Consider the following 21,262-nt stretch of genomic DNA (forward strand, 5'->3'; position numbering starts at 1 on the left):
CATCTGGAGCCTAAAGAAACCTCCGGGACGAGTCGCATGGGGCTAAAGGCACTGACAGAACTGAAAATCACCGGCATGGGATGCGCATCCTGTGTGGGCAGCGTTGAAGCAGCGTTGAGAAATGTGCCGGGGGTAGATGCGGCCTCGGTCAACTTTGCAACCAAGTCCGCGCAGGTGGCTTTCGAAGGGCCGGTTTCGGCCCTGACCAAAGCCCTGGATGCCGCAGGGTATCCGGCTGAGACCAGCCGGGCGGACCTAAGCATTGAAGGCATGACCTGCGCGTCATGTGTGGGCAAAATCGAGCGTGCGCTGACGGCCAGCCCCGGTGTGGTCGAAGCGCAGGTCAATCTGGCGACTCAAACTGCCACAGTGACTTACGCTGCGGGGGCAACAACGCCAGAGGCGCTGGCTCAGGTGGTAACTGAAGTCGGGTACCCGGCGCGGCTGCAAGGCGCTTCGAAACCTGAAAACCGCGAAGATGACGAAATTCAAAGGTTGACCCGGACCACGATACTGGCTGCCGTACTCGCCCTGCCTGTGTTCATTCTTGAGATGGGCGGGCACATGATTCCCGCTTTCCATCACTGGGTTCACGCCACCATCGGCGCGCAGAACAGCCAGTTGATTCAGTTCGCACTGACGTCGGCTCTGCTGCTGGGGCCTGGTCGTGTGTTTTACAGCAAAGGCATCCCGTCGTTGCTGCGGGGCACGCCGGACATGAACGCGCTGGTCGCGCTGGGGACCGGGGCGGCCTATCTGTATTCGGTCACGGCCACATTTGCCCCCGGTGCGCTGCCGCAAGGTACAGCCAATGTCTATTTCGAGGCCGCAGCCGTAATTGTCGTTCTGATCCTTCTGGGCCGGCTGATGGAGGCCCGTGCCAAGAGCAAAACCGGGGCTGCAATCCGTAAGCTGGTGGGTCTGCAGCCCAAAAGCGCGCGGATCGAAGTCGATGGCCGGATCGAAGACCGTCCTATCGCCGAGATCGCGGTCGGCGATATCCTGCACATCCGCCCGGGCGAACGTGTGCCGGTGGATGCCGAAGTGCTCGAGGGCACCTCTTACGTCGATGAGAGCATGATCACAGGCGAGCCGATACCGATTGGCAAATCAGCCGGCGCAGCGGTTGTCGGGGGAACCGTGAATGGCACCGGTGCCTTGCGGGTTCGTGCGACGCGCGTGGGGGGCGACACGGTGCTGGCGCAGGTCATCCGCATGGTCCAGCAGGCACAGGGGGCAAAGCTGCCAATCCAGGGCCTGGTCGATCGGATTACATATCGCTTTGTCCCAGCGGTCATCCTGGTCGCCGTGATCACTGTCGCAGCCTGGCTGATTTTCGGCCCGAGCCCGGCCCTGCCACTGGCGCTTGTCGCTGGTGTTTCGGTGCTCATCATTGCCTGCCCCTGCGCCATGGGGCTGGCCACGCCGACCTCGATCATGGTCGGCACCGGGCGGGCGGCCGAGCTGGGGGTTCTGTTCCGCAAGGGCGATGCCCTGCAACAGCTTCAGCAGGCACGCGTCATCGCGCTGGACAAGACGGGGACCCTGACACTGGGTCGTCCGGAATTGGACAGTGTTTTGACGGCGAACGGATTTGACAGGGATGAGGTTGTACGGCTGGCCGCCGCCCTCGAGGCGCGGTCGGAACACCCGATAGCTTCGGCGATTACCCGGGCCGGGCCTGCGACGCTGCCCAAGGCGACAGACGTCCGGTCCCTGACCGGGCTTGGCGTGCAGGGGCTGGTTGAAGGCCGGAACGCGTTGATCGGGTCGCACCGGCTTATGCAACAACGCGGGATCGATCTTGGGCCCCTGGCAAGCGAGGCAGAGGCCCGCGCTGCCGAAGGGGCAACACCATTGTTCGTTGCGCTCGATGGGCAGGCTGCGGCCATGTTTTCTGTGTCCGATCCGATCAAACCCGGCACCGAAGAGGCGCTGGAGCGGCTCCACCAAATGGGTCTGACCGTGGCCATGGTCACCGGAGACAATGCGCGCACCGCGCAGGCTCTGGCTGATCGGCTGGGGATCGATCACGTCACCGCCGAAGTGCTGCCCGACGGCAAGGTGGATGCGATCATCGCCTTGCGGGACAAGTTCGGCACGCTGGCTTTCGTCGGCGACGGCATCAACGACGCCCCTGCGCTGGCAACGGCTGATATCGGCATTGCCATCGGGACGGGCACGGATGTAGCCATCGAAACGGCCGATGTCGTCCTGATGTCCGGTGATCTGCGCGGGGTTGCAAATGCGACTGAGATCAGCCGCCGGACAATGCGAAACATTCGCCAGAACCTGGGATGGGCGTTTGGTTACAACGTCCTGCTGATCCCCGTCGCTGCTGGCGCCCTTTACCCGTTCGGCGGCCATCTGTTGTCTCCGGCACTGGCGGCTGGCGCGATGGCGCTGTCCAGTGTCTTTGTCGTCTCGAACGCGCTGCGCCTGCGTCGCGTCCGAGCCAGCGTGCCGGAAACCCCGATCCCGCCCGCCAAGGAGGTGCACGCATGAATATCGGAGATGTGTCAGCCCGCACCGGCCTGCCTGCCAAGACAATCCGGTATTATGAAGATATCAACCTCATCAAACCGCTGCGCGATGACAACGGCTATCGCCGGTTTCGCGAACAGGACGTGCACAAGCTGAACTTTCTGGGCCGTGCCCGGGCGCTTGGGTTCACCATCGAGGATTGCCGGACATTGCTGGCGCTTTACGAGGATGAAACCCGCGCCAGCGCAGATGTGAAACAAGTCGCACGGGATCATCTGGCACAGGTCGAAGCCAAGATCGCCGACCTGAACGCGATGCGCGAAACGCTGAGCCACCTGATCGACGCCTGCGCCGGGGATGACCGGCCTGATTGCCCGATCCTGCAGGATCTGGGCGGGAAAGGCTGACTTGGGGTTGCCCTTTGGGCGCAGCTTTGCTTTGTCTTCGCCAAACAATTCGGTCAGGCACGCACCGCTGATGCCGACCGAACAGCGGAGAGGATCACAAAATGGCAAAAGTCGCGTTCCTTGGCCTGGGTGTCATGGGCTATCCAATGGCTGGGCATCTTCAGGACGCAGGTCATGACGTCACTGTCTATAACCGCACGGCCGCCAAGGCCGAAGCCTGGGTGAAGCAGCATGGCGGGTCGATGGCGGCCACCCCGAAAGACGCGGCTGCAGGCGCCGAGTTTGTGATGGCCTGCGTCGGCAATGACGACGATCTGCGCATGGTTTGCACCGGCGGGGACGGCGCATTTCACGGCATGTCCAGCGGGGCTGTTTTCGTCGACCACACGACGGTGTCTGCAAAGGTCACGCGCGAATTGTGCGCTGCCGGCAATTCACAGGGTATCGCCTTTGTGGACGCGCCGATCTCGGGCGGTCAGGCAGGCGCTGAAAACGGTGTTCTGTCAATTATGTGTGGCGGAGATCAGGCCGCCTATGATGCGGCTGAATCGGTGATGAATGTCTACTCCAAAATCTGCCGCCGGATCGGAGACAGCGGTGCGGGCCAAATGACCAAGATGTGCAACCAGATCGCGATCGCTGGTCTGGTTCAGGGTCTCAGCGAAGCGTTACACTTCGCCGAAAAGGCAGGTTTGGACGGAAGGGCCGTGGTCGAGGTGATCAGCCAGGGCGCGGCGGGCAGCTGGCAGATGGCAAACCGGTATGAGACCATGCTGGATGATCAGTTTGAACATGGCTTTGCCGTCGACTGGATGCGCAAGGATCTGGGTATCTGTCTGGATACCGCCAATGAAACCGGTGCATCCCTGCCCGTCACCGCTCTGGTCGATCAGTTTTACAAGGATGTACAGAAACTGGGCGGTGGCCGCTGGGACACCTCGTCGTTGATCAAGCGCCTGCGGACCATGGGGTAACGCGGGGGGGTGTCTGCCCTCCATCGCGCCAAAGCGCGATTCCCCCCGAGGATATTTTTGGCCAGATGAAGAGGGCTCCGGCGTGATCGGAGCGGAGACGGGAATGGACGATTTGAATGCTTTTTGGACGGCCGCGCTGCGGCGGCTCTGGGGGCTGGACGCCCGTTTGACGCGGTTGGATGGTGAATATGATCTGAACTTTCTGGTGCACGCCACCAATGGTCAGGACTATGTGCTGAAGGCAATGCGGGCCGGATGCGATGCCGATCTGGTTGATCTCCAGATCAAGGCCCTGGCGCATATCGCAACAGCTGCACCGGGGTTGCCGTTTCCCAAGGTGTTCCCCGGTTTGACCGGCGCAATGCTGCCCGAGATTGCCGATTCTGAAGGACAGCGCAGGTTGGTTTGGCTATTGGAGTGCCTGCCGGGGCAATGTTACGCGAAGGCCGCCCCAAAATCCGAAGAGCTAATCCTGAAACTGGGGCGCGTTTTGGGGGCAACCGACCGGACCTTGGAAGGGTTTGAGCATGAGGGATTGCACCGACCTGATTTCAAATGGGATCTGATGCAGGCCGGCTGGATTGCGGACAAGTTGGGCATAATCCCGGATCCCGCGCGACAGGAGCGGCTAACGGAGATCTGTGAGGCGTTCGCTGCAATCGCGGACGTCCTTGCGGACCTGCCGAAACAGGCCATCCACAACGACGCCAATGACTATAACATTCTGGTCGAAGGGGAACTGAGCGAGCGGCGGCGGATCTCAGGCCTGATCGATCTGGGTGACATGTGCGCCGCGCCGCGCATCTGCGATCTGGCGATTGCCGGCGCTTATGTCGTGCTGGATCACCCCAAACCGGAACGGGCTTTGGCTGCGTTGGTAAAGGGCTATCACGCGGCCAACCGGCTGCGGGCGGATGAGGTTGACCTGATCTGGCCGTTGCTGAGGATGCGGCTTGCCGTGTCGGTCGTCAACTCGACCCTGATGGCGGCCGAGAATCCGGATGATCCCTATGTGACCATCTCTCAGGCTCCCGCTTGGCGGTTCCTTGAGAACGCATCCGTCAATGGTGGACTGATGTCGGCGCGGTTGCGGGCGGCATGCGGGTTGCCGGTTGTTGATGGGGCTGAACGTATCCACGTCTATTTACAGGACTATCGGGGGCAGTTTGCCGACCTGTTCGGCCAGGATCTGAGCGATGTGCCCATGGGCTCGCTTTCGGTCGAAAACTGCGTCTGGCCCCAAAACCCGTTCCACATGCCTTTGGCCGAGGCTGCGCGCGTAGGTGAAGACTACGGGCAAGACCCGTGGCTGGGTTACTACAACGAGCCCCGCCTGATCTATGCAGAGCCGGGGTTTCGCAAGGGTCCGTGGAAAGCCTCGGACAGGCGGACGGTGCATCTGGCGGTGGATGTGTTTGCACCCGCCGGGACGGTTCTGCACGCGCCGATGAGTGGGCGGGTTGAAGTGGTCGAGAACCGTGACCAGCATCTTGATTACGGCGGGGTGATCATCCTGCATCACGAAACGCCCAAAGGCGACCCATTCTATACGCTCTATGGCCATCTGGACCCTGAATGCTGTGACCGGTTGAAACCTGGCGACCCGGTGGCACAGGGGGCCGCGTTTGCCAGGTTGGGTGATGCCAGCCAGAATGGTGGATGGGCTCCGCATGTGCATTTCCAACTGGCGCTCACCACCGATGGCATGGAAGCGGACTGGCCTGGCGTCGGCGATCCGGACGAGATGGAGCTGTGGCACGCGGTCTGCCCGAACCCGGCAGCGTTGCTGAACCTGCCGGATGACAAGGTGTTCTATCAACCCACTGACAAAGCGGAAATCCTGAACAAACGGCGGGCGCATTTCGGGGGCAACCTGTCCTTGACCTATGACGATCCGGTCATGCTGGTGCGCGGCTGGAAGCATCACCTGTTCGACGAATGGGGCCGCCCCTATCTGGACGCCTACAACAACGTCCCGCATGTGGGCCACGCCCATCCGCGCATTCAGGCTGTGGCTGCGGGTCAGCTAAGGCGCATGAACTCGAACACCCGCTACTTGCACCCGGCCCAGACAGCTTTTGCCGACAAGATCCTGTCCAAGCTGCCGGATCACCTACAGGTCTGCTTCTTCGTCAACTCGGGAACCGAGGCCAACGAACTGGCCCTGCGGCTTGCCCGCACCCATACCGGGGCGAAAGGGATCGTGACGCCGGATCACGGCTATCACGGCAACACAAACGCTGCGGTGGCGATCTCGGCCTACAAGTTCAACAAACCGGGCGGCATCGGGAAAGCCGACTGGGTTGAACTGGTTGAGGTTGCGGATGACTATCGCGGGTCATTCAAGCGTGACGATGCGGACCGGGCGCAAAGATTTGCTGATCTTGTCGATCCGGCGATTGCGGCCCTTCGGGACAAGGGACAGGGCGTGGCAGGTTTCATCGCGGAAACCTTCCCGTCTGTCGGCGGACAGATCATTCCGCCCAAGGGCTATCTGCCTGCGGTTTACGAGAAAATCCGTGCTGCCGGGGGCGTTTGCATCGCCGATGAGGTGCAGACAGGTCTGGGACGTCTGGGTGAGTATTACTTTGGCTTCGAGCACCAGGGCGCGGTTCCGGATATCGTGGTGATGGGCAAGCCAATCGGCAACGGGCACCCGCTGGGCGTGCTGGTGACAACCAGAGAGATTGCAGACAGCTTCAACAACGGGATCGAGTTCTTTTCGACCTTTGGCGGCTCGACCCTGTCCTGCCGGATCGGCAAAGAGGTGCTGGATATCGTTGACGACGAAGGCTTGCAGGACAATGCCCGCCTGATGGGGGATCGTCTGATGGCGGGGCTGCGCCAGATCGAAGCCGACTTTGGTTGCGTTGGCGACGTGCGGGGTATGGGGCTGTTTCTCGGCGTGGAACTGATCAACCCCGACGGAAGCGAAGGCACGGAGATTTGCAGCTATGTCAAAAACCGGATGCGCGATCATCGCATCCTGATCGGCAGCGAAGGACCCAGGGATAGCATTCTGAAAATCCGCCCACCGCTGACCATCGAGGCCGAGGATGTTGACATGATCCTATGGGCGTTAAGGGATGTGTTGTCCGAGGTAGGTGACTTCACCCCTGCCCTTGTTTGCGATCATGACCATCACCATGCCGGATGCGGGTGCTGCTGAGTGAAAAACCCCGGCGTATTGCCGGGGTTTGGCCGTTCAACACTCAGGGTCAGTGGAGCACGGCCGAGGGGGTCTGGTGGCCGGTGATCGGCATTTTGAAACCTGCCGTCATACGTCTGAGAATCAGGCCCAGTTCTTCCGACAGGGACGCCAAAGCGGGGGCAAAATCCGGACGTACGATCAAGGACGCCAGCATCATCGCATCTTCACGCGCCCCTTCGGACGCTGCCGCGATCATCTGGGCAAAGCAATTCTCATCCGCGCCAAGGCAAGCACATCCAAGACCATGCCGGATCAGAGGGCGGCGGCCATGGGTGGCGCATAGCGAACATAAGCGATCCAGGGTCAGCATTGCGGCACGCCCGCAATCCGAGCCCAGCGCGACTTGAAAATCGCTGGCAGCATCAGCGCGGCCGCCCTCACCGTCGCTCCACATCCGCAGATACATCACGGCACCCGCTTCGACGGGTTCGAGATCGGCAAGACGGCCCACCGCTGCGCCACCGCGCTTGAAAGGCGCGCTCATTTCGTCAGGATCAGTTTGCCTGCGCGGGTGATGCGCAGGGTATAGAGCTGATCACCCAGTTCTATGTGGGCTAGGTTGCCGCCCTTGGTCAGATCCTCGGCCTTGTGCGCGGGAAGCATCGAGACAGCGTAACCTTGGGTTGGGGTCGGGTTCTGTACGTTCATCGGGACATCTCCAGAGCGTTTCGGCATGGTGCCATATCTATCGCGTTTCATGTGATCTGGCTGACCCCGAAAGGGCTGGCTTTCTGTTCCTGAAGCTTAATCTGATTATTTTAGTAAGGATTGTCAAGTGTCGTTTTAACACAAGCGATTGCGGACCGGCACAAGGCGCGTTAGGTCTTGGGCCAGATGATGAAAGGCGCGTAAATTATGACCGCAGCAGTTGTATTTGATCTGGACGGAACGCTGGTGGACAGCCTGGGTGATCTGGCAGCAGCAGCCAACCGCACGCTGGACGATGTTGGGCACGATCCCTTGTCGCATGACGTCATCAAAGGATTCGTCGGCAACGGCTTACCCAAACTGGTCGAGCGCATGATCCGCCATTGCGGCCTGCCGTTGGATCGCCACGCGGAGCTGACGCAGCTGACACTGAAACATTACAATGCTGCTGCAAGCGAAACGACTGTTCCCTACCCCGGTATCCCCGAAGCGCTGGTTGCCTTGCGACAGATGGGGTGCGCTTTGGGTGTCTGCACCAACAAACCAGAAGCGCCCGCACGGCATGTGCTTGAAGCACTGGACCTGTCCCAATATTTCGACGTTGTTCTTGGCGGCGACAGCCTTTCGACGCGAAAACCGGACCCGAACCATCTGTTCGCAAGCTTCGATGCGCTTCAAGCTTCTGGCCCACGTTTGTTCGTCGGCGACAGCGAAGTTGACGCGGAAACGGCCGCTCGTGCGAAAATCCCGTTTTTGCTGTTTACCAAAGGATATCGGAAGACGCCGGTCGCTGAAATTCCGCACAACGTGGCCTATTGCGCATCACAAGACTTGCCCGCGCTCGTCGCCGAGTTGATCCAAAGTTAACACAGCTCGGAAAGATCATCACGCCCTTCGACATTGGCAACGATCCGCAATGCCACTGACCCCCAAAAGTTAAGAGGGGCCGGCCGAGGGGGTGTGGCCAGCCCCTCATCGGGGAAAGTAAATACCGTGTGTGTGTTTGTGTGGTAAGTACGGTAAGTTGTGTTTACCCCTGATTGTCGCCGCGCGAAATTGGGGGTTTCCCGTAGTTCTCCAAAAAACGTAAAAAATAAGGGAAAATTGGCGTTTTTCTGGCTCCGGTCATCTGCAATTTTTCGCATGCAAGATGGCTTTCTGGCCTGCAGCTTCGGACGCGTGAGTTGCAATCCGATTGCAGGTCAAGGCTAACCCTAGGAAAACCCGGCGGAAATCACCCATCCCTGAATTTACCTGAACAGAAAGGTGTTTTGTCAATTGACCGCACGAACCCGCCAGTTCAAATCTTGGGCGGCCTGACGAATGCGTGTGTGTGACACTCAAAACCAAACGATCTGCGTCAATCGTGGCCGAATTCCTCACCTCAGCGCGAAATTCCTTCCCGACTCCGATTATCCTGACTGCACCGTCCGAATCTTCTTTGTACCTGAAAAGCGACGCTCATTCGGTTTTGGCCGCCCTCGCTGCACAAGTTGTTTTGTTTTCGTGGCCGCCTTCATGAGGTCAGAAGGTCAGGCGCCAACACCCTTTTCGCCAAAGCCCGGCGTGTGTGCCGTGCGTTTTTTCGGCACCCGTCCACGTCGGAAAAGCTGGCTATTGGTAATTCTTCGCCTTGGACATTTTGCCGATACCCGGATTGAACGCGTTGGTCGGGTCACAGCATTTGTAATGTGCCGCGAGGTCGGGCTTGGCCTTGTAAAGGTGCCCCACGTTATGTTCAGCAGGGTATTCCGCGCCGCGTTCGTCAAACAATTTCAACATTGCGGCCTTAAGCGCTTTGGGGTCGGCCCCTTTTTTGACTATGTAATCCTGATGCATCACGTGGCACATGAAGTGCCCGTAATAGAGTTTGTGAACCAACTGCTCTTCGATTTCAGGCGGCAGCTTCTCCAGCCAGTCCTGGTCGTTTCGACGTAACGCGACATCCAGAGCGATGATGTCTTCGACATCGTCCGAATGGATCGCCATGTAACGCACGGCCGCGCCTGCCGCCGCGAAACGATGGAGGCCTGCAATCCTGGCCTCGCGCGCATCACATTCGAAAAACCCGCCATCACGGTCCCCCAGAAATCGCGGCAGCCACTCGGCGGCCTCGGACACACCTTCATCCTTCATTTTCAGGATAAGGTGGTGTTCAAACTTGTCGCGAAAATCCATCATCCGCTTGGGCAGGACACTTGGCCACAGAGCTATTGCTGCCTGCATGAAACGATCGGTGAGATTTCGCAACAACGGGATGCGCCGCAGGCGGGCATCCACGGCGCCCTTTATCGCAAAGAACATCGGCAGACGGTCCGTGCCAAGCTTGTCGATCATCACGACTGTGTCCTTGCCATAGCGTGCTGCAATGTCGAACGCTTCGCGATGCATGTATTCGGCCGAAACCGGCAGCGATTTGAACTCTGACAATATGTGGCGCCGCAGGTCCGCCAGATCGTCGGGACTATTGGTGCCCACATAGAACACCTTCTCGACCTCGTTCTTGGGAAAGGTGTCAAGGCGCACGGCAAAAACGGCCAGCTTCCCGGCCGAGCCCGATGATTCGAAAAGCTTGGCCTTGTCCGCATTGAACCGCGCAGGCGTTTCCGCATTCACGTCCCGCACGATCTGTGCGTAGTCGCTGGCCGATGCGCGTTTGTTGGTTGCCCCGGGGTTGCGTTCAAATTTCCCTGCATCGAGGTTGGCGAGGATCTCTTCCGGCGTGCTGCCCAGATCGATGCCGAGGTGGTTGACCAATTCCAGATCACCCTGTTCTGTGATCTGCGCATAGACGGAAAGTTCCGTGTAAACCGGACCGCGTTCGACCAGAGATCCGCCGGAATTGTTGCATACTCCACCCACGATCGACGCGCCGATGCAGGACGAACCGATCACCGAATGCGGCTCGCGTCCCAGCGGGGCCAACAGTTTTTCCAGCGCAAAAAGCGTGGCGCCCGGAAAGCTGACAATCTGCTCTGCGTCGTTCAACGGCACCAGAGTGTTCATCCGACGCGTATTTATCAGAACAACGTCCCGGTCATAGGTGCCGGACGGCGTAGACCCTTCGGTCAGGCCAGTATTGGCCGCCTGCATGATGACGATCTTGTCGGCTGCGACGCAGGCTTGTAGGATCTTCCATTGCTCCAGCAGAGTTCCCGGCAGAACGACGCACAGCGCCTCACCCTCGCCCGAGCGGAAACCGCGCCGAAAACGCTCTGTCGCGCGCGCTCCGATCAGCCCGTGACGCGTGCCGACGATAGAGCGGAAATGTTTGATCAACGCGTCATTGGTCATATCGGCCCCCGTTTCGGGTTAGGGATTGCGGAAACGAATATTCTCGCGGCTGAGCTGGCCAACACTGGTGACACCCATCAACTTCATGTCGCGCTCGATCTCGGCACGCATCAACCCAAGGGCCCGTTCGACCCCAGCCTGCCCTGCGGCAGCCAGAGGATACAGGTAGTGCCGCCCGATACCCACGGCTTTGGCCCCGATCGAAAGCGCCTTGAGCACATGGGTGCCACGCTGAATGCCGCTGTCCATCATCACGTCCAGCTTGTCGCCAACGGCATCTACAATCTCGGCCAGCTGGTCAAACGGCGTGCGCGATCCGTCCAGTTGGCGGCCACCGTGGTTCGACAGGATGATGCCGGTACAACCAATCTCAGCCGCGCGTTTGGCATCTTCGACGGTCATGATCCCTTTCAGGCAGAACTGACCATCCCAGTCGCGCACCATCTGCGCCACGTCATCCCAGTTCATCGACGGATCGAGCATATCGGTGAAATACCCCCCGATCGAGCTGGCCCCACCGCCCATATCCACATGTTCCTCAAGCTGAGGCAGCCGGAACTTTTCATGGGTGACATAGTTGATGCCCCACATCGGCTTGATCGCAAACTGTATCATGCCGCCCAGCGTCAATCGGAACGGGATCGAGAACCCGGTACGCAGATCACGCTCGCGGTTGCCACCGGTGATGCTGTCGACGGTCAGCATCATGACCTCGACACCCGCCTCTTTGGCGCGCTGCATCATGGCGGCATTCAACCCGCGATCCTTGTGAAAGTAGAATTGATAGACCTGCGGGTTCTTGTGTTTCCGGCGCAGCTCCTCCAGCGAGACGGTTCCCAGAGAGGAAACTCCGAACATGGTACCGTATTTCTCTGCCGCTGCCGCGACGGCGCGTTCACCCTGATGGTGGAACAGGCGCTGCAACGCGGTAGGCGAGCAATAGACCGGCATATTCAGCTTTTGCCCCATGACCGTGACGGACATGTCCACATCCTTCACCCCACGCAGAACTGACGGAAGAAGGTCACAGCGGTCAAATGCGTAGGTGTTTTCCCGATACGTAACCTCGTCATCCGCGCCACCGTCGATATAGTTGAAGATCGGCCCCGGCAGCCGTTGCTTGGCCAGCCGCCGAAAGTCGTGGAAGTTATGACATTGGCTCAGACGCATGGCGGTAGCTCCTCAATAAGCGACTGACGGCAACCATGTGGCCAATGTCGGCCACAGGAAGACCAGCGCGAGTCCGGTCAGTTGCAGCAAAACAAAGGGCACGATGCCTTTGTAGATATGCGTCAGCTTGATCTCTGGCGGGCAAACGCCTTTGAGGTAGAACAAGGCAAAGCCAACTGGCGGCGTCAGGAAGCTGGTTTGTAGCGTCACAGCGACAAGGATCACGAACCACACCAGTGCCGGTTCATCCAGCACGCCAAAGCCGGGGATGTCGATGCCCAGACCGTTCACGATGGGGCGCATCAGGGGCAGCACGATCAGCGTGATCTCGATCCAGTCCAGCACAAATCCCAGCAGGAAGACGATGAACAGGATGAAAAGGATGGTGCCGTTCGCTCCAAAGCCGGTGGATTGCACCACATGTTCGATCAACTCGTCCCCGCCCAGTTCACGCAGGACATACGAGAATACGGTCGCGCCAAGGAAGATCGCAAAGATGTAGGCGGTGGTGTTGAAGGTCGAAACCAGCACGTTCCACAGCTTGGCAAACGTCAGCTTGCGATAGCCCAACGCCAGCAAGGTGGCACCCAGCGCGCCGATGCCCGAGGCCTCGGTCGGCGTGGTCAGACCGGCGAAGATCGAACCCAGTACCGCAAGGATCAGCATCAGCGTCGGGATGACGGCGATCAGCACATCCTTGACGGCGGCCCAATCGGGCGCCTTGGCACCCTCAGGCACAGGGGCCGCGTCGCGCTTCACCAGCGCGAGGATAAAGATATAGGTCAGGTACAGGCCGCCTATGATCACGCCCGGGAACACCGCCGCCATGAACAGGTCGCCCACCGACAGGGCCATCTGGTCAGCCATGATCACCAGCATGATCGAGGGCGGGATCAGAATGCCCAGCGTCCCCGAGGCCGAAACCACGCCCGCCGCCAGCGTCGGCTGGTATTTCTGCTGCATCATCGACGGCAGCGACAGCACGCCCAGAAGAACCACCGAGGCACCAATGATGCCGGTCGAGGCCGCCAGAATGATCCCGATCAGGGTCACAGTGATGGCCAGACCTCCGCGCACTGTCCCGAACAGACGCTGCATCGAGGACATCAGACGCTCGGCCACACCGGATTCGTCCAGCATAAGACCCATGAAGATGAACATCGGCAGGGCAACCAGAACCGCATTGGACATGGTCGCGTAAACCCGGTTCACAACCGCGCCCAGCGTCAGATAATCGAGACCGGTAAATGTGCTCTCAAGCCCGGTCCACAGCATCAGATCGTTGTCGAACAGGTAGGCCAGACCACAATAGGAGACTCCAACACCGGCCAGAACCCAAGCAACCGGGTAGCCGGTGAAGAGCAGCGCGATGAAGGTCAGGAACATCGCGATGACCAGCTTTTCCTCGGTCGTTTCGACCAGGAACGTCAGGCCCACACAGACGGCGGCGAACACGGCGAGCACCAGAAGAATACGGCGCAGTGGCGCGCCTTCACGTTCCGAGGCCGGTCCGTACATCAACGCGTGCCCGTCGTGGATCAAGCGTGCCAACGCGGCCAGTGCCAACAGAACAAAGCTGATGGGAATGACCGCCTTGAAGGCCCAACGCGCAGGCAGGCCGGTGGGGCTGTCAGAGCGTTCGTTGACGCGAAGGCTTTCGTAGAAATAGTCATAGCCCTGATCGACCATCAGATAGATGAACGGGGTCAGCAGGGTCAGGATGCCGATCACCTCGATGATCCGCTGCGCGCGGCGTGACAGTTGCATATGCAAGACGTCCACGCGCACATGGCTGTCGGTGATCAGAGCGTATGAGATGCCGATCATCGTGACGATCCCGTAGAAGTGCCACTGAATCTCGTCCAACTTGGGATAGTTCTGGCTGAACAGGTAACGCAGCGAGACCTGTGCAAAGATCGCGCCCATCAGCAGGACATTGGCCCACATGACCACATGACCCACCGCCTTGACCCCGGCATCGATCGCAACTGCGACTTTCTGGCGGTCGGTTTCGGGGTGTTCCAGGATGCCTTCATAGGCTTCGACCGGATCGTTGAGGTTGTTTTGGGTGGTCATGGTCATTCCTCGCTCAGCAACCCGGAATACGGGCAGTGAAAGGTTAGAAAGTCCGAAGATCAGGAAGCAGGAACCGGAGCGGCGGATCAGGCCGCCCCGGCAACGTCAGTGAGGGAGAGATTACTGACGTGGGAGGAACGCGTTTGTCTTCCAGAGGTTATAGCCGTCACGGAACTCGTTCATGTCGGCCAGAACCTGTGCAAAGAAGGCATCATTGGCGGCCTCTTCAGTGGCAACCTCTTCCCAGGTTGCGCGGAAGGTATCCAGCATCTCGGGCGACCACTGCTTGATGGTAACGCCGTTGTTTTCAACGTTGTCGATCAGGGCCGCGTGCTGAATGGCTTCGCCTTCGGCAAAGCTGTCTGCCATCGAAGCCTTGCAGGCGTTTTCGATGATTGCCTTGTGCTGATCGCTGGCTTCGTTCCAGACGTCCTTGTTGATCAGCAGTTCAAACACGGTCGCCTGCTGATGCCAGCCGGGGAAATAGTTGAATTTGACCAGCTTGTGAAAGCCCAGACGCGCGTCGATCGCAGGCATCGAAAACTCGGTCGCATCAATCGCGCCTTTTTCCAATGCAGGGAAGATCTCGCCACCTGGCAACAGCGAGGTCGCTACACCCAGTTTCTGCATCACCTTGCCGCCCAGACCAAAGAAACGCATCTTCAGCCCGTTCAGGTCTTCGGGCGAGTTGATCTCGGACGCGAACCAGCCCGAGGTTTCCGGCGCGATGATGGCGCAAGGCAGAACTTTGACGTTGAAGCCGGCCTGATCATACATCTCCTGATACAGGGTCATGCCGTTGCCATAATACAGCCAAGCCATGTATTCGCCGGCCTCGGGGCCGAACGGTACAGCTGAGAACAGTGGCGCAGCCGGGATTTTCCCGGCCCAGTAACCAGCCGTGGTGTAGCCCGAGTTGATTTTGCCGGTGGACACAGCGTCCAGAATTTCGAAGGGCGGCACCAGTTTTCCCGGCTCGTACACCTTCATCTTCAGCGTGCCACCGGACATCAGTTCCAGCTGATCAGCCACGCGAGGGACCGGCGAGCCCAGACCCGGCAACTCGGTTGAAAAGGCAATTGGTGTTTTCAGCAGCAACTTGTCCGCCGCAACCGCGGGTGCAGCCAGCAGGCTGGCGACCATGGCCAGGCTCGTCAGGGTCTTCTTCATGAATTCTCCTCCAGGGTTGGTCGGTTTTTTCCCGATCATTGGCGCAGGCTCTTCCAGCGCCGCTCCGGTGGTAAACTAACTTTACCAGATTAAACCAGTCAATAACTTTATTTACCACTGGAGAAGTTTGAGTTTTGAGATCCGACTCCAAAAACTCCTGCAAAAACCCGGGATGACCGCCTTAAAGCCATGCTGATTTCTTAAAAACCGTTCACAAACAAATGTGTACGTCATCCAAGGGAAGACCACCCTCGCGCTTGAAAATTGAACGGATATGGTTATGTTTGTTTACCAGTTATTCCGGGCTTTTTAGCGTCACACAGGGCAGCATCTCATGAACACCACGGCGATATTTGAACCGGCTGGACACGAATCGCTGGCCGATGCAGTGGTTTCACAAGTCGAGGACCTGATCGCGTCGGGCATCCTGAAACAGGGCCGGAAACTGCCCTCGGAGCGCGATCTGGCCGAGATGCTGCGCGTGTCACGCCCAAAACTGCGCGAGGCCCTTCAGGTGCTGGAAGAACGCGGTCTGGTCACAACGCAACACGGTGAAGGGACATTCGTCGCAGCCCTGACCGGACAAGCCATGATGCCCGCGCTTCTTGCTTTGTACGAACGCCATGAGCCGGCTTTTTTCGACTATCTGGAGTATCGCCGCGAACAGGAAGGTTTTGCCGCCCGCCTTGCCGCACGTCGTGCGACCAAGGCAGACAAGGAAAGGATTTCAGAAATCCTCCACGAAAACGAACGGGCATGGCAGGAGCAGGATGCCAAGGCTTCGCAAGAAGCAGACTTTGCCTTGCATTCAGCGATTGTTGATGCCAGCCAGAACGCGACCCTGATCCACATGATGGCGTCGATCTACGAACTCACCCGCAAGGGCGTTTTCTACAATCGCGACTTCCTGCGGACAATCGATGGGACCGGCGAAAAGCTGTTGCAGCAACATCTCGAACTCGGCCGCGCGGTAATCGAAGGTGATGAGGAGCGGGCCGAAAAAGCGGCTACGAATCACATCGACTTTGTCGAAGAGTCCTTCAAACTCGGGATTGAACAGCGGCGACGCGAAGCCATGGCCGAAAAGCGCCGGATACTGTCGCGATAATCGAATAGCCACTCACTTATTCTTCAGGTTGCGACGCTGATGGAATGGTATTGCTACCCGAGACATTGTTTTGGAGCTGGTCGGCCAGTTGGGTCGACATCAAGGGATTGACGTCAGATATCCTCTCCGGGCGGTTCCAGAAGGCCACCGGGTTCCAACAACGCCCGCTCTGACAGCCAGGGATTGAGTTCAAGCGCTGCGGACAGTGCTGTGCGCGCGTCTTCAAGACGTTTCAAACCCAGTAAAGACAATGCGCGTCCGCTGAGTGCGCCGATATGGTTTGGCGACATTTCGATCGTGACATTCAGGTCGCGCAGCGCCGCGTCAAAATCCTGCCTCAGGTAGTTTACAAAAGCCCTCTGATTGTAACCTTCGGCGTAATTCGGGCAATATTCGACGAGCTGGTTGAAGTCATCCAATGCGCCCGACAAGTCCCACGCCTCTCGTCGCGCCATTCCCCGGTCCAGCAGTGTCTGCGACCGAGCATCCGGCGCGTCTGTCCAGAGCTCCCACATTTGATTCGAGATGACCCGGGCGTCGCTTTGCGATTGCGCTTTTTGGACCTGCTCGATCAGCGCATTCACCCCTTCAATATGATCCGGAGCAGTGGGGCATGTCTCGGCGATGGCCGAGCATGAACAAGCGATCATAAAAAAGGTTGCAGCAAGTGTTCGCATCACGAATCAAAAGTGGGCCATACTTCCGCCGGGTCAAGGCTGATATTCAAAACCACCCAGCATACCGGTTTCCTTCACGGCCTCCATCGCAACAAAAGTTGACGTATTGGCGACATGCGGCAGAGACGAAATCTTCTCGGCCAGAACACGGCGATACTCGGACATCGTTGCGGTGCGTATTTTCAAAAGATAGTCAAAATTGGACGCGATCATATGTGCCTGCTCGACCTCAGCGGTTTTGCGGACGGCTGCGTTGAACTCGGCCAGAGCCTTTTCGCGGGTATCGGTCAAACGCACCTCGACAAACGCAACATGATCCAGGCCCAGTCGGATCGGATCCAGCATCGCCCGATACCCCTGGATTACCCCGCTTGCCTCAAGCCGCTTGAGCCGCGCTTGAGTCGGAGATTTCGAAAGCCCGATCTCGCGCGCAAGGTCGGCCACCGAGATACGACCATCCTCGGCCAGAATTCTTAGAATCGACCGGTCGAACCGATCCAGATCAGGAAAGCTCATTTGCGCTGTCTTGTGCCAAATTTTCAGAACACTGACCTTCCAATAGCCAATAATCGGTCCGTTGTCCTGAATTTTCCGCATTATATTATCACAAAGACCGGAGGACATATGTCACACAGCCTGCGCACACTCATCGATAGCTCAACCTACGCCGATCAGTCGGCAGTTCTTGATACCCTGATCTTTCAGGCAAACCTGACAGACCCGGATCGCAGCGCCATCAGCACCGCCGCTGCGCAGCTTGTACGCGACATCCGGTCCAGTACTTCTCCGGGGTTGATGGAGGTATTTCTGGCCGAATATGGCCTGTCCACCGACGAAGGTATCGCCCTTATGTGTCTAGCTGAAGCGTTGTTGCGCGTGCCGGATGCCGACACAATTGATGCGCTGATCGAAGACAAGATCGCGCCATCCAATTGGGGCAAGCACCTGGGCCACTCTTCCTCGTCGCTGGTCAATGCCTCGACCTGGGCGCTGATGCTGACCGGCAAGGTGCTGGACGAGGGCAAGGCCTCCCCGGTCAGCGCCCTGCGCGGCGCCATCAAGCGGCTGGGCGAGCCGGTGATCCGCACCGCCGTCGGGCGCGCGATGAAGGAAATGGGCCGGCAGTTCGTTCTGGGCGAGACCATCCAGTCCGCCATGAAGCGCGCCGCGGGGATGGAGGCCAAGGGCTATACCTATTCCTACGACATGCTGGGCGAAGCGGCCCGGACCGAAGCGGACGCGGCGCGCTATCACCTGTCCTATTCCCGCGCCATCTCGGCCATTGCCGAGGCATGCATCCACGACGATATCCGCGCCAACCCCGGCATTTCGGTAAAACTGTCCGCCCTTCATCCCCGTTATGAACTGGCACAGGAACAGCGTGTGATGGACGAACTGGTGCCGCGACTGCGGGCGCTGGCTCTGCTGGCCAAGGCGGCCGGAATGGGCCTGAACGTCGATGCAGAAGAGGCGGATCGTTTGTCGCTGTCGTTGCAGGTGATAGAGGCGGTGATGTCCGACCCAGCCCTTGCCGGCTGGCACGGGTTTGGCATCGTGGTTCAGGCCTATGGCCCGCGTGCAGGTCTGGTACTGGATACGCTGTATGGCATGGCCGAACGTCACGATCGCCATATTATGGTGCGATTGGTCAAAGGAGCCTATTGGGATACTGAGATCAAACGCGCGCAGGTCGAAGGGGTGGATGGCTTTCCGGTCTTCACGCACAAGGCCGCGACCGACGTCTCTTATATCGCCAATGCGCGCAAACTGCTGGGCATGACCGACCGGGTCTACCCGCAATTTGCCACGCACAACGCCCACACGGTCAGCGCCATCCTTCACATGGCCGAAGATCAACCGTTCGAGTTCCAGCGCCTGCACGGCATGGGCGAGACCCTTCATCAGACCGTCAGGAACAAGCAGACCTCCCGTTGCCGCATTTATGCGCCGGTCGGGGCACATCGCGACTTGCTGGCTTATCTGGTTCGACGCTTGCTGGAGAACGGTGCAAACTCATCCTTCGTCAACCAGATTGTGGACGAGGATGTGTCACCGGAACAAGTCGCCGCCGATCCGTTTATTGCGGTCCGGACCCCTCCGCCAGCACTGCCGACCGGACCGGAACTGTTCCAGCCTGAAAGGCCGAATTCCAAGGGTTTTGACCTGCATCACACACCAACACTGGATCAGATTGATGCGGCACGGGATCAGTTCCGCTCTCATCACTGGTATGCGCAACCATTGCTGACCGACACGGCCAAACCCGAAGCGGATGAGCCGGTGGTCAATCCGGCACGGCCTCAGGACAAGCCCGGCGCGGTGGCCGCGGCAAGTGCAGCGGACGTGGAGATGGCATTGGCTTCGGCCGACCCCTGGGACGCCCCTGCTGCCGAACGCGCCCGTGTCCTCAATGCCGCAGCCGATCTTTATGAAGCGCATTATGGCGAGTTGTTTGCGCTGCTGGCGCGTGAGGCAGGGAAGTCGCTGCCTGATGCGGTGGCGGAACTGCGCGAGGCGGTGGATTTCCTGCGTTACTATGCAGCCAACATCCCCGACGCCGATCCCGCGGGAATTTTCACCTGTATCAGCCCGTGGAACTTCCCGCTGGCGATTTTCTCAGGACAGATCTCCGCCGCGCTGGCCACCGGAAACGCAGTTCTGGCCAAGCCAGCGCCCCAGACGCCCCTGATCGCGCATCGTGCGATTCAACTCATGCATGAGGCAGGTGTGCCACGCGATGTGCTGCAACTGTTGCCCGGCGGGCCTGCCGTGGGCGCGGCGCTGACATCGGATCCGCGTGTCTCGGGTGTGGCCTTCACCGGGTCTACGGCCACCGCGCTGAAAATCCGCGCGGCGATGGCCGGATCCATGCGCCCCGGTACGCCTCTGATTGCAGAAACCGGTGGTCTGAATGCAATGATCGTCGACAGCACCGCCCTTCCCGAACAGGCCGTGCAATCGATCATCGAAAGCGCCTTTCAGTCGGCGGGCCAGCGCTGTTCCGCGCTGCGGTGTCTGTATCTGCAGGAGGATATCGCCGACGACGTTCTGACCATGCTCAAAGGGGCGATAGATGCGCTGAGTGTTGCAGATCCGTGGCTGATCTCGACGGATTGCGGCCCGGTCATCGACGCGCAAGCCCGGCAGGGCATCGCCGAACATGTGACCAGGGCGCGCCACGAAGGGCGGGTGCTGAAGGAGCTTCCGTTGCCGCCCGAAGGCATCTTTGTTGCACCGACACTGATCGAGATCCCCGGCATCGCCGCGCTGGAACGCGAGGTGTTCGGCCCGGTGCTGCACGTCGCCCGGTTCAAGTCGCAAGAGATCGACAAGATCATCGCCGATATCAACGCCACCGGATACGGCCTGACCTTTGGCCTGCACACCCGCATCGACGACCGCGTGCAGCATGTGACCGAGGCGATCCATGCGGGCAACATCTATGTGAACCGCAACCAGATCGGCGCCATCGTCGGCTCGCAGCCCTTCGGCGGCGAAGGATTGTCAGGCACCGGCCCCAAGGCGGGCGGGCCGAACTACATGATCCGGTTCTGTGCGCCCGACCGTCAAAGCACGGCGGATACCTGGGACGCCGTGGCTGATCTGCCTGCTGCGCAAGGTCAACCTGCGCCGGTCAAAACCCGATCCCTGCCCGGCCCGACCGGTGAATCGAACCGCCTGAGCGAGTATCCCCGTCCGCCCCTTCTGTGCATGGGGCCCGGAGAAGCCGCAGCGCGCGCGCAGGCCGATGCTGTATGTGCGCTGGGTGGCACCGCCATTCAGGCGACCGGGATGCTTGACCTGCACAGGTTGGAAAACCTGAACGGCATTTCGGGCGTGTTGTGGTGGGGAGATGACGAAACAGCGCGGCAGATCGAACAGCATCTGGCGCGCCGCGACGGCCCGATTTTGCCGCTTATCCCCGGTAAGCCCGACTGCGCGCGTGTTCTGGGTGAACGCCATGTCTGCGTCGACACGACCGCAGCGGGCGGAAACGCTGCATTGTTGGGAGGTGCGGCATAAGCTTGCCTTGACGCTGGGCG

The 21,262-nt window shown here is 59.5% G+C and carries 15 protein-coding genes; 7 read left to right on the top strand and 8 right to left on the bottom strand.

The window, feature by feature from the left end; translation table 11 throughout:
* The first annotated feature begins 36 nt into the window (after positions 1–36).
* The 4 genes from AC2FLP_RS09815 to AC2FLP_RS09830 all read left to right on the top strand — a co-directional run bounded on the left by AC2FLP_RS09815 (position 37) and on the right by AC2FLP_RS09830 (position 7,034).
* Positions 37–2,505: a heavy metal translocating P-type ATPase gene (locus AC2FLP_RS09815; protein ID WP_496683385.1), complete on the top strand. Its 2,469-nt coding sequence runs from the start codon at positions 37–39 to the stop codon at positions 2,503–2,505.
* Positions 2,502–2,891, top strand: a complete 390-nt coding sequence (cueR, locus tag AC2FLP_RS09820) for a Cu(I)-responsive transcriptional regulator (protein WP_117868001.1) — start codon at positions 2,502–2,504, stop codon at positions 2,889–2,891. The genes AC2FLP_RS09815 and cueR overlap by 4 nt, the downstream gene beginning before the upstream one ends.
* A 101-nt stretch (positions 2,892–2,992) precedes the next feature.
* Positions 2,993–3,865 (top strand): NAD(P)-dependent oxidoreductase, encoded by an 873-nt coding sequence (locus AC2FLP_RS09825; protein WP_496683382.1) that lies wholly within the window; start codon positions 2,993–2,995, stop codon positions 3,863–3,865.
* Positions 3,866–3,968: 103 nt separating this feature from the next.
* Positions 3,969–7,034 (top strand): aminotransferase class III-fold pyridoxal phosphate-dependent enzyme, encoded by a 3,066-nt coding sequence (locus AC2FLP_RS09830; RefSeq protein ID WP_496683380.1) that lies wholly within the window; start codon positions 3,969–3,971, stop codon positions 7,032–7,034.
* Positions 7,035–7,083: 49 nt separating this feature from the next.
* Here AC2FLP_RS09830 and AC2FLP_RS09835 read toward each other — a convergent pair whose 3' ends face one another.
* Both AC2FLP_RS09835 and hemP read right to left on the bottom strand, forming a co-directional pair.
* Positions 7,084–7,560, bottom strand: a complete 477-nt coding sequence (locus AC2FLP_RS09835) for a hypothetical protein (protein ID WP_496683377.1) — start codon at positions 7,558–7,560, stop codon at positions 7,084–7,086.
* The gene (gene hemP / locus AC2FLP_RS09840) at positions 7,557–7,724 is read right to left on the bottom strand and encodes a hemin uptake protein HemP (protein ID WP_083445319.1); all 168 of its coding nucleotides are present in this window, start codon (positions 7,722–7,724) and stop codon (positions 7,557–7,559) included. Before hemP ends, AC2FLP_RS09835 begins: the two co-directional genes overlap by 4 nt.
* A gap of 207 nt (positions 7,725–7,931) precedes the next feature.
* Here hemP and gph point away from each other — a divergent pair, with 207 nt between their 5' ends.
* Positions 7,932–8,591, top strand: coding sequence for a phosphoglycolate phosphatase (gene gph / locus AC2FLP_RS09845; RefSeq protein WP_299895323.1), 660 nt, complete (start codon positions 7,932–7,934; stop codon positions 8,589–8,591).
* Positions 8,592–9,338: 747 nt separating this feature from the next.
* Here gph and dld read toward each other — a convergent pair.
* From dld to AC2FLP_RS09865, 4 genes are all read right to left on the bottom strand, one after another.
* The gene (gene dld / locus AC2FLP_RS09850; protein ID WP_496683374.1) at positions 9,339–11,018 is read right to left on the bottom strand and encodes a D-lactate dehydrogenase; all 1,680 of its coding nucleotides are present in this window, start codon (positions 11,016–11,018) and stop codon (positions 9,339–9,341) included.
* 18 nt (positions 11,019–11,036) lie between these two features.
* A complete protein-coding gene (locus AC2FLP_RS09855) occupies positions 11,037–12,188 on the bottom strand; it encodes an alpha-hydroxy acid oxidase (RefSeq protein WP_496683372.1) in 1,152 nt (383 codons plus the stop codon).
* Positions 12,189–12,200: 12 nt separating this feature from the next.
* On the bottom strand, positions 12,201–14,264 hold the full coding sequence (locus tag AC2FLP_RS09860; protein ID WP_496683369.1) for a TRAP transporter large permease subunit: 2,064 nt from the start codon (positions 14,262–14,264) through the stop codon (positions 12,201–12,203).
* 120 nt (positions 14,265–14,384) lie between these two features.
* Complete coding sequence (locus AC2FLP_RS09865; protein WP_117872571.1) at positions 14,385–15,434, bottom strand: TRAP transporter substrate-binding protein; 1,050 nt, start codon at positions 15,432–15,434, stop codon at positions 14,385–14,387.
* Positions 15,435–15,768: 334 nt separating this feature from the next.
* Here AC2FLP_RS09865 and AC2FLP_RS09870 point away from each other — a divergent pair, with 334 nt between their 5' ends.
* On the top strand, positions 15,769–16,542 hold the full coding sequence (locus AC2FLP_RS09870; protein WP_496683366.1) for a FadR/GntR family transcriptional regulator: 774 nt from the start codon (positions 15,769–15,771) through the stop codon (positions 16,540–16,542).
* Positions 16,543–16,655: 113 nt separating this feature from the next.
* Here the strand turns inward: AC2FLP_RS09870 and AC2FLP_RS09875 are convergent, their stop codons facing one another.
* A complete protein-coding gene (locus AC2FLP_RS09875) occupies positions 16,656–17,192 on the bottom strand; it encodes a tetratricopeptide repeat protein (RefSeq protein ID WP_496683364.1) in 537 nt (178 codons plus the stop codon).
* 60 nt (positions 17,193–17,252) lie between these two features.
* Positions 17,253–17,735 (bottom strand): Lrp/AsnC family transcriptional regulator, encoded by a 483-nt coding sequence (locus tag AC2FLP_RS09880; protein WP_117872569.1) that lies wholly within the window; start codon positions 17,733–17,735, stop codon positions 17,253–17,255.
* A gap of 108 nt (positions 17,736–17,843) precedes the next feature.
* Here AC2FLP_RS09880 and putA point away from each other — a divergent pair, with 108 nt between their 5' ends.
* On the top strand, positions 17,844–21,242 hold the full coding sequence (gene putA / locus AC2FLP_RS09885; protein WP_496683361.1) for a bifunctional proline dehydrogenase/L-glutamate gamma-semialdehyde dehydrogenase PutA: 3,399 nt from the start codon (positions 17,844–17,846) through the stop codon (positions 21,240–21,242).
* The last annotated feature ends 20 nt before the right edge of the window (positions 21,243–21,262 follow it).

The sequence above is a fragment of the Ruegeria sp. CDSA141 genome (genome assembly GCF_059612005.1).

Bases quoted from the DNA above. Each gene is read 5' to 3' on its own strand.
- gph (WP_299895323.1), top strand. From the start codon at position 7,932: ATGACCGCAGCAGTTGTATTTGATCTGGACGGAACGCTGGTGGACAGC.
- putA (WP_496683361.1), top strand. From the start codon at position 17,844: ATGTCACACAGCCTGCGCACACTCATCGATAGCTCAACCTACGCCGAT.
- AC2FLP_RS09865 (WP_117872571.1), bottom strand. From the start codon at position 15,434: ATGAAGAAGACCCTGACGAGCCTGGCCATGGTCGCCAGCCTGCTGGCT.
- AC2FLP_RS09875 (WP_496683364.1), bottom strand. From the start codon at position 17,192: ATGATCGCTTGTTCATGCTCGGCCATCGCCGAGACATGCCCCACTGCT.
- AC2FLP_RS09815 (WP_496683385.1), top strand. From the start codon at position 37: ATGGGGCTAAAGGCACTGACAGAACTGAAAATCACCGGCATGGGATGC.
- hemP (WP_083445319.1), bottom strand. From the start codon at position 7,724: ATGAACGTACAGAACCCGACCCCAACCCAAGGTTACGCTGTCTCGATG.
- dld (WP_496683374.1), bottom strand. From the start codon at position 11,018: ATGACCAATGACGCGTTGATCAAACATTTCCGCTCTATCGTCGGCACG.
- AC2FLP_RS09880 (WP_117872569.1), bottom strand. From the start codon at position 17,735: ATGAGCTTTCCTGATCTGGATCGGTTCGACCGGTCGATTCTAAGAATT.
- AC2FLP_RS09855 (WP_496683372.1), bottom strand. From the start codon at position 12,188: ATGCGTCTGAGCCAATGTCATAACTTCCACGACTTTCGGCGGCTGGCC.
- AC2FLP_RS09870 (WP_496683366.1), top strand. From the start codon at position 15,769: ATGAACACCACGGCGATATTTGAACCGGCTGGACACGAATCGCTGGCC.
- AC2FLP_RS09825 (WP_496683382.1), top strand. From the start codon at position 2,993: ATGGCAAAAGTCGCGTTCCTTGGCCTGGGTGTCATGGGCTATCCAATG.
- AC2FLP_RS09830 (WP_496683380.1), top strand. From the start codon at position 3,969: ATGGACGATTTGAATGCTTTTTGGACGGCCGCGCTGCGGCGGCTCTGG.
- AC2FLP_RS09835 (WP_496683377.1), bottom strand. From the start codon at position 7,560: ATGAGCGCGCCTTTCAAGCGCGGTGGCGCAGCGGTGGGCCGTCTTGCC.
- cueR (WP_117868001.1), top strand. From the start codon at position 2,502: ATGAATATCGGAGATGTGTCAGCCCGCACCGGCCTGCCTGCCAAGACA.
- AC2FLP_RS09860 (WP_496683369.1), bottom strand. From the start codon at position 14,264: ATGACCACCCAAAACAACCTCAACGATCCGGTCGAAGCCTATGAAGGC.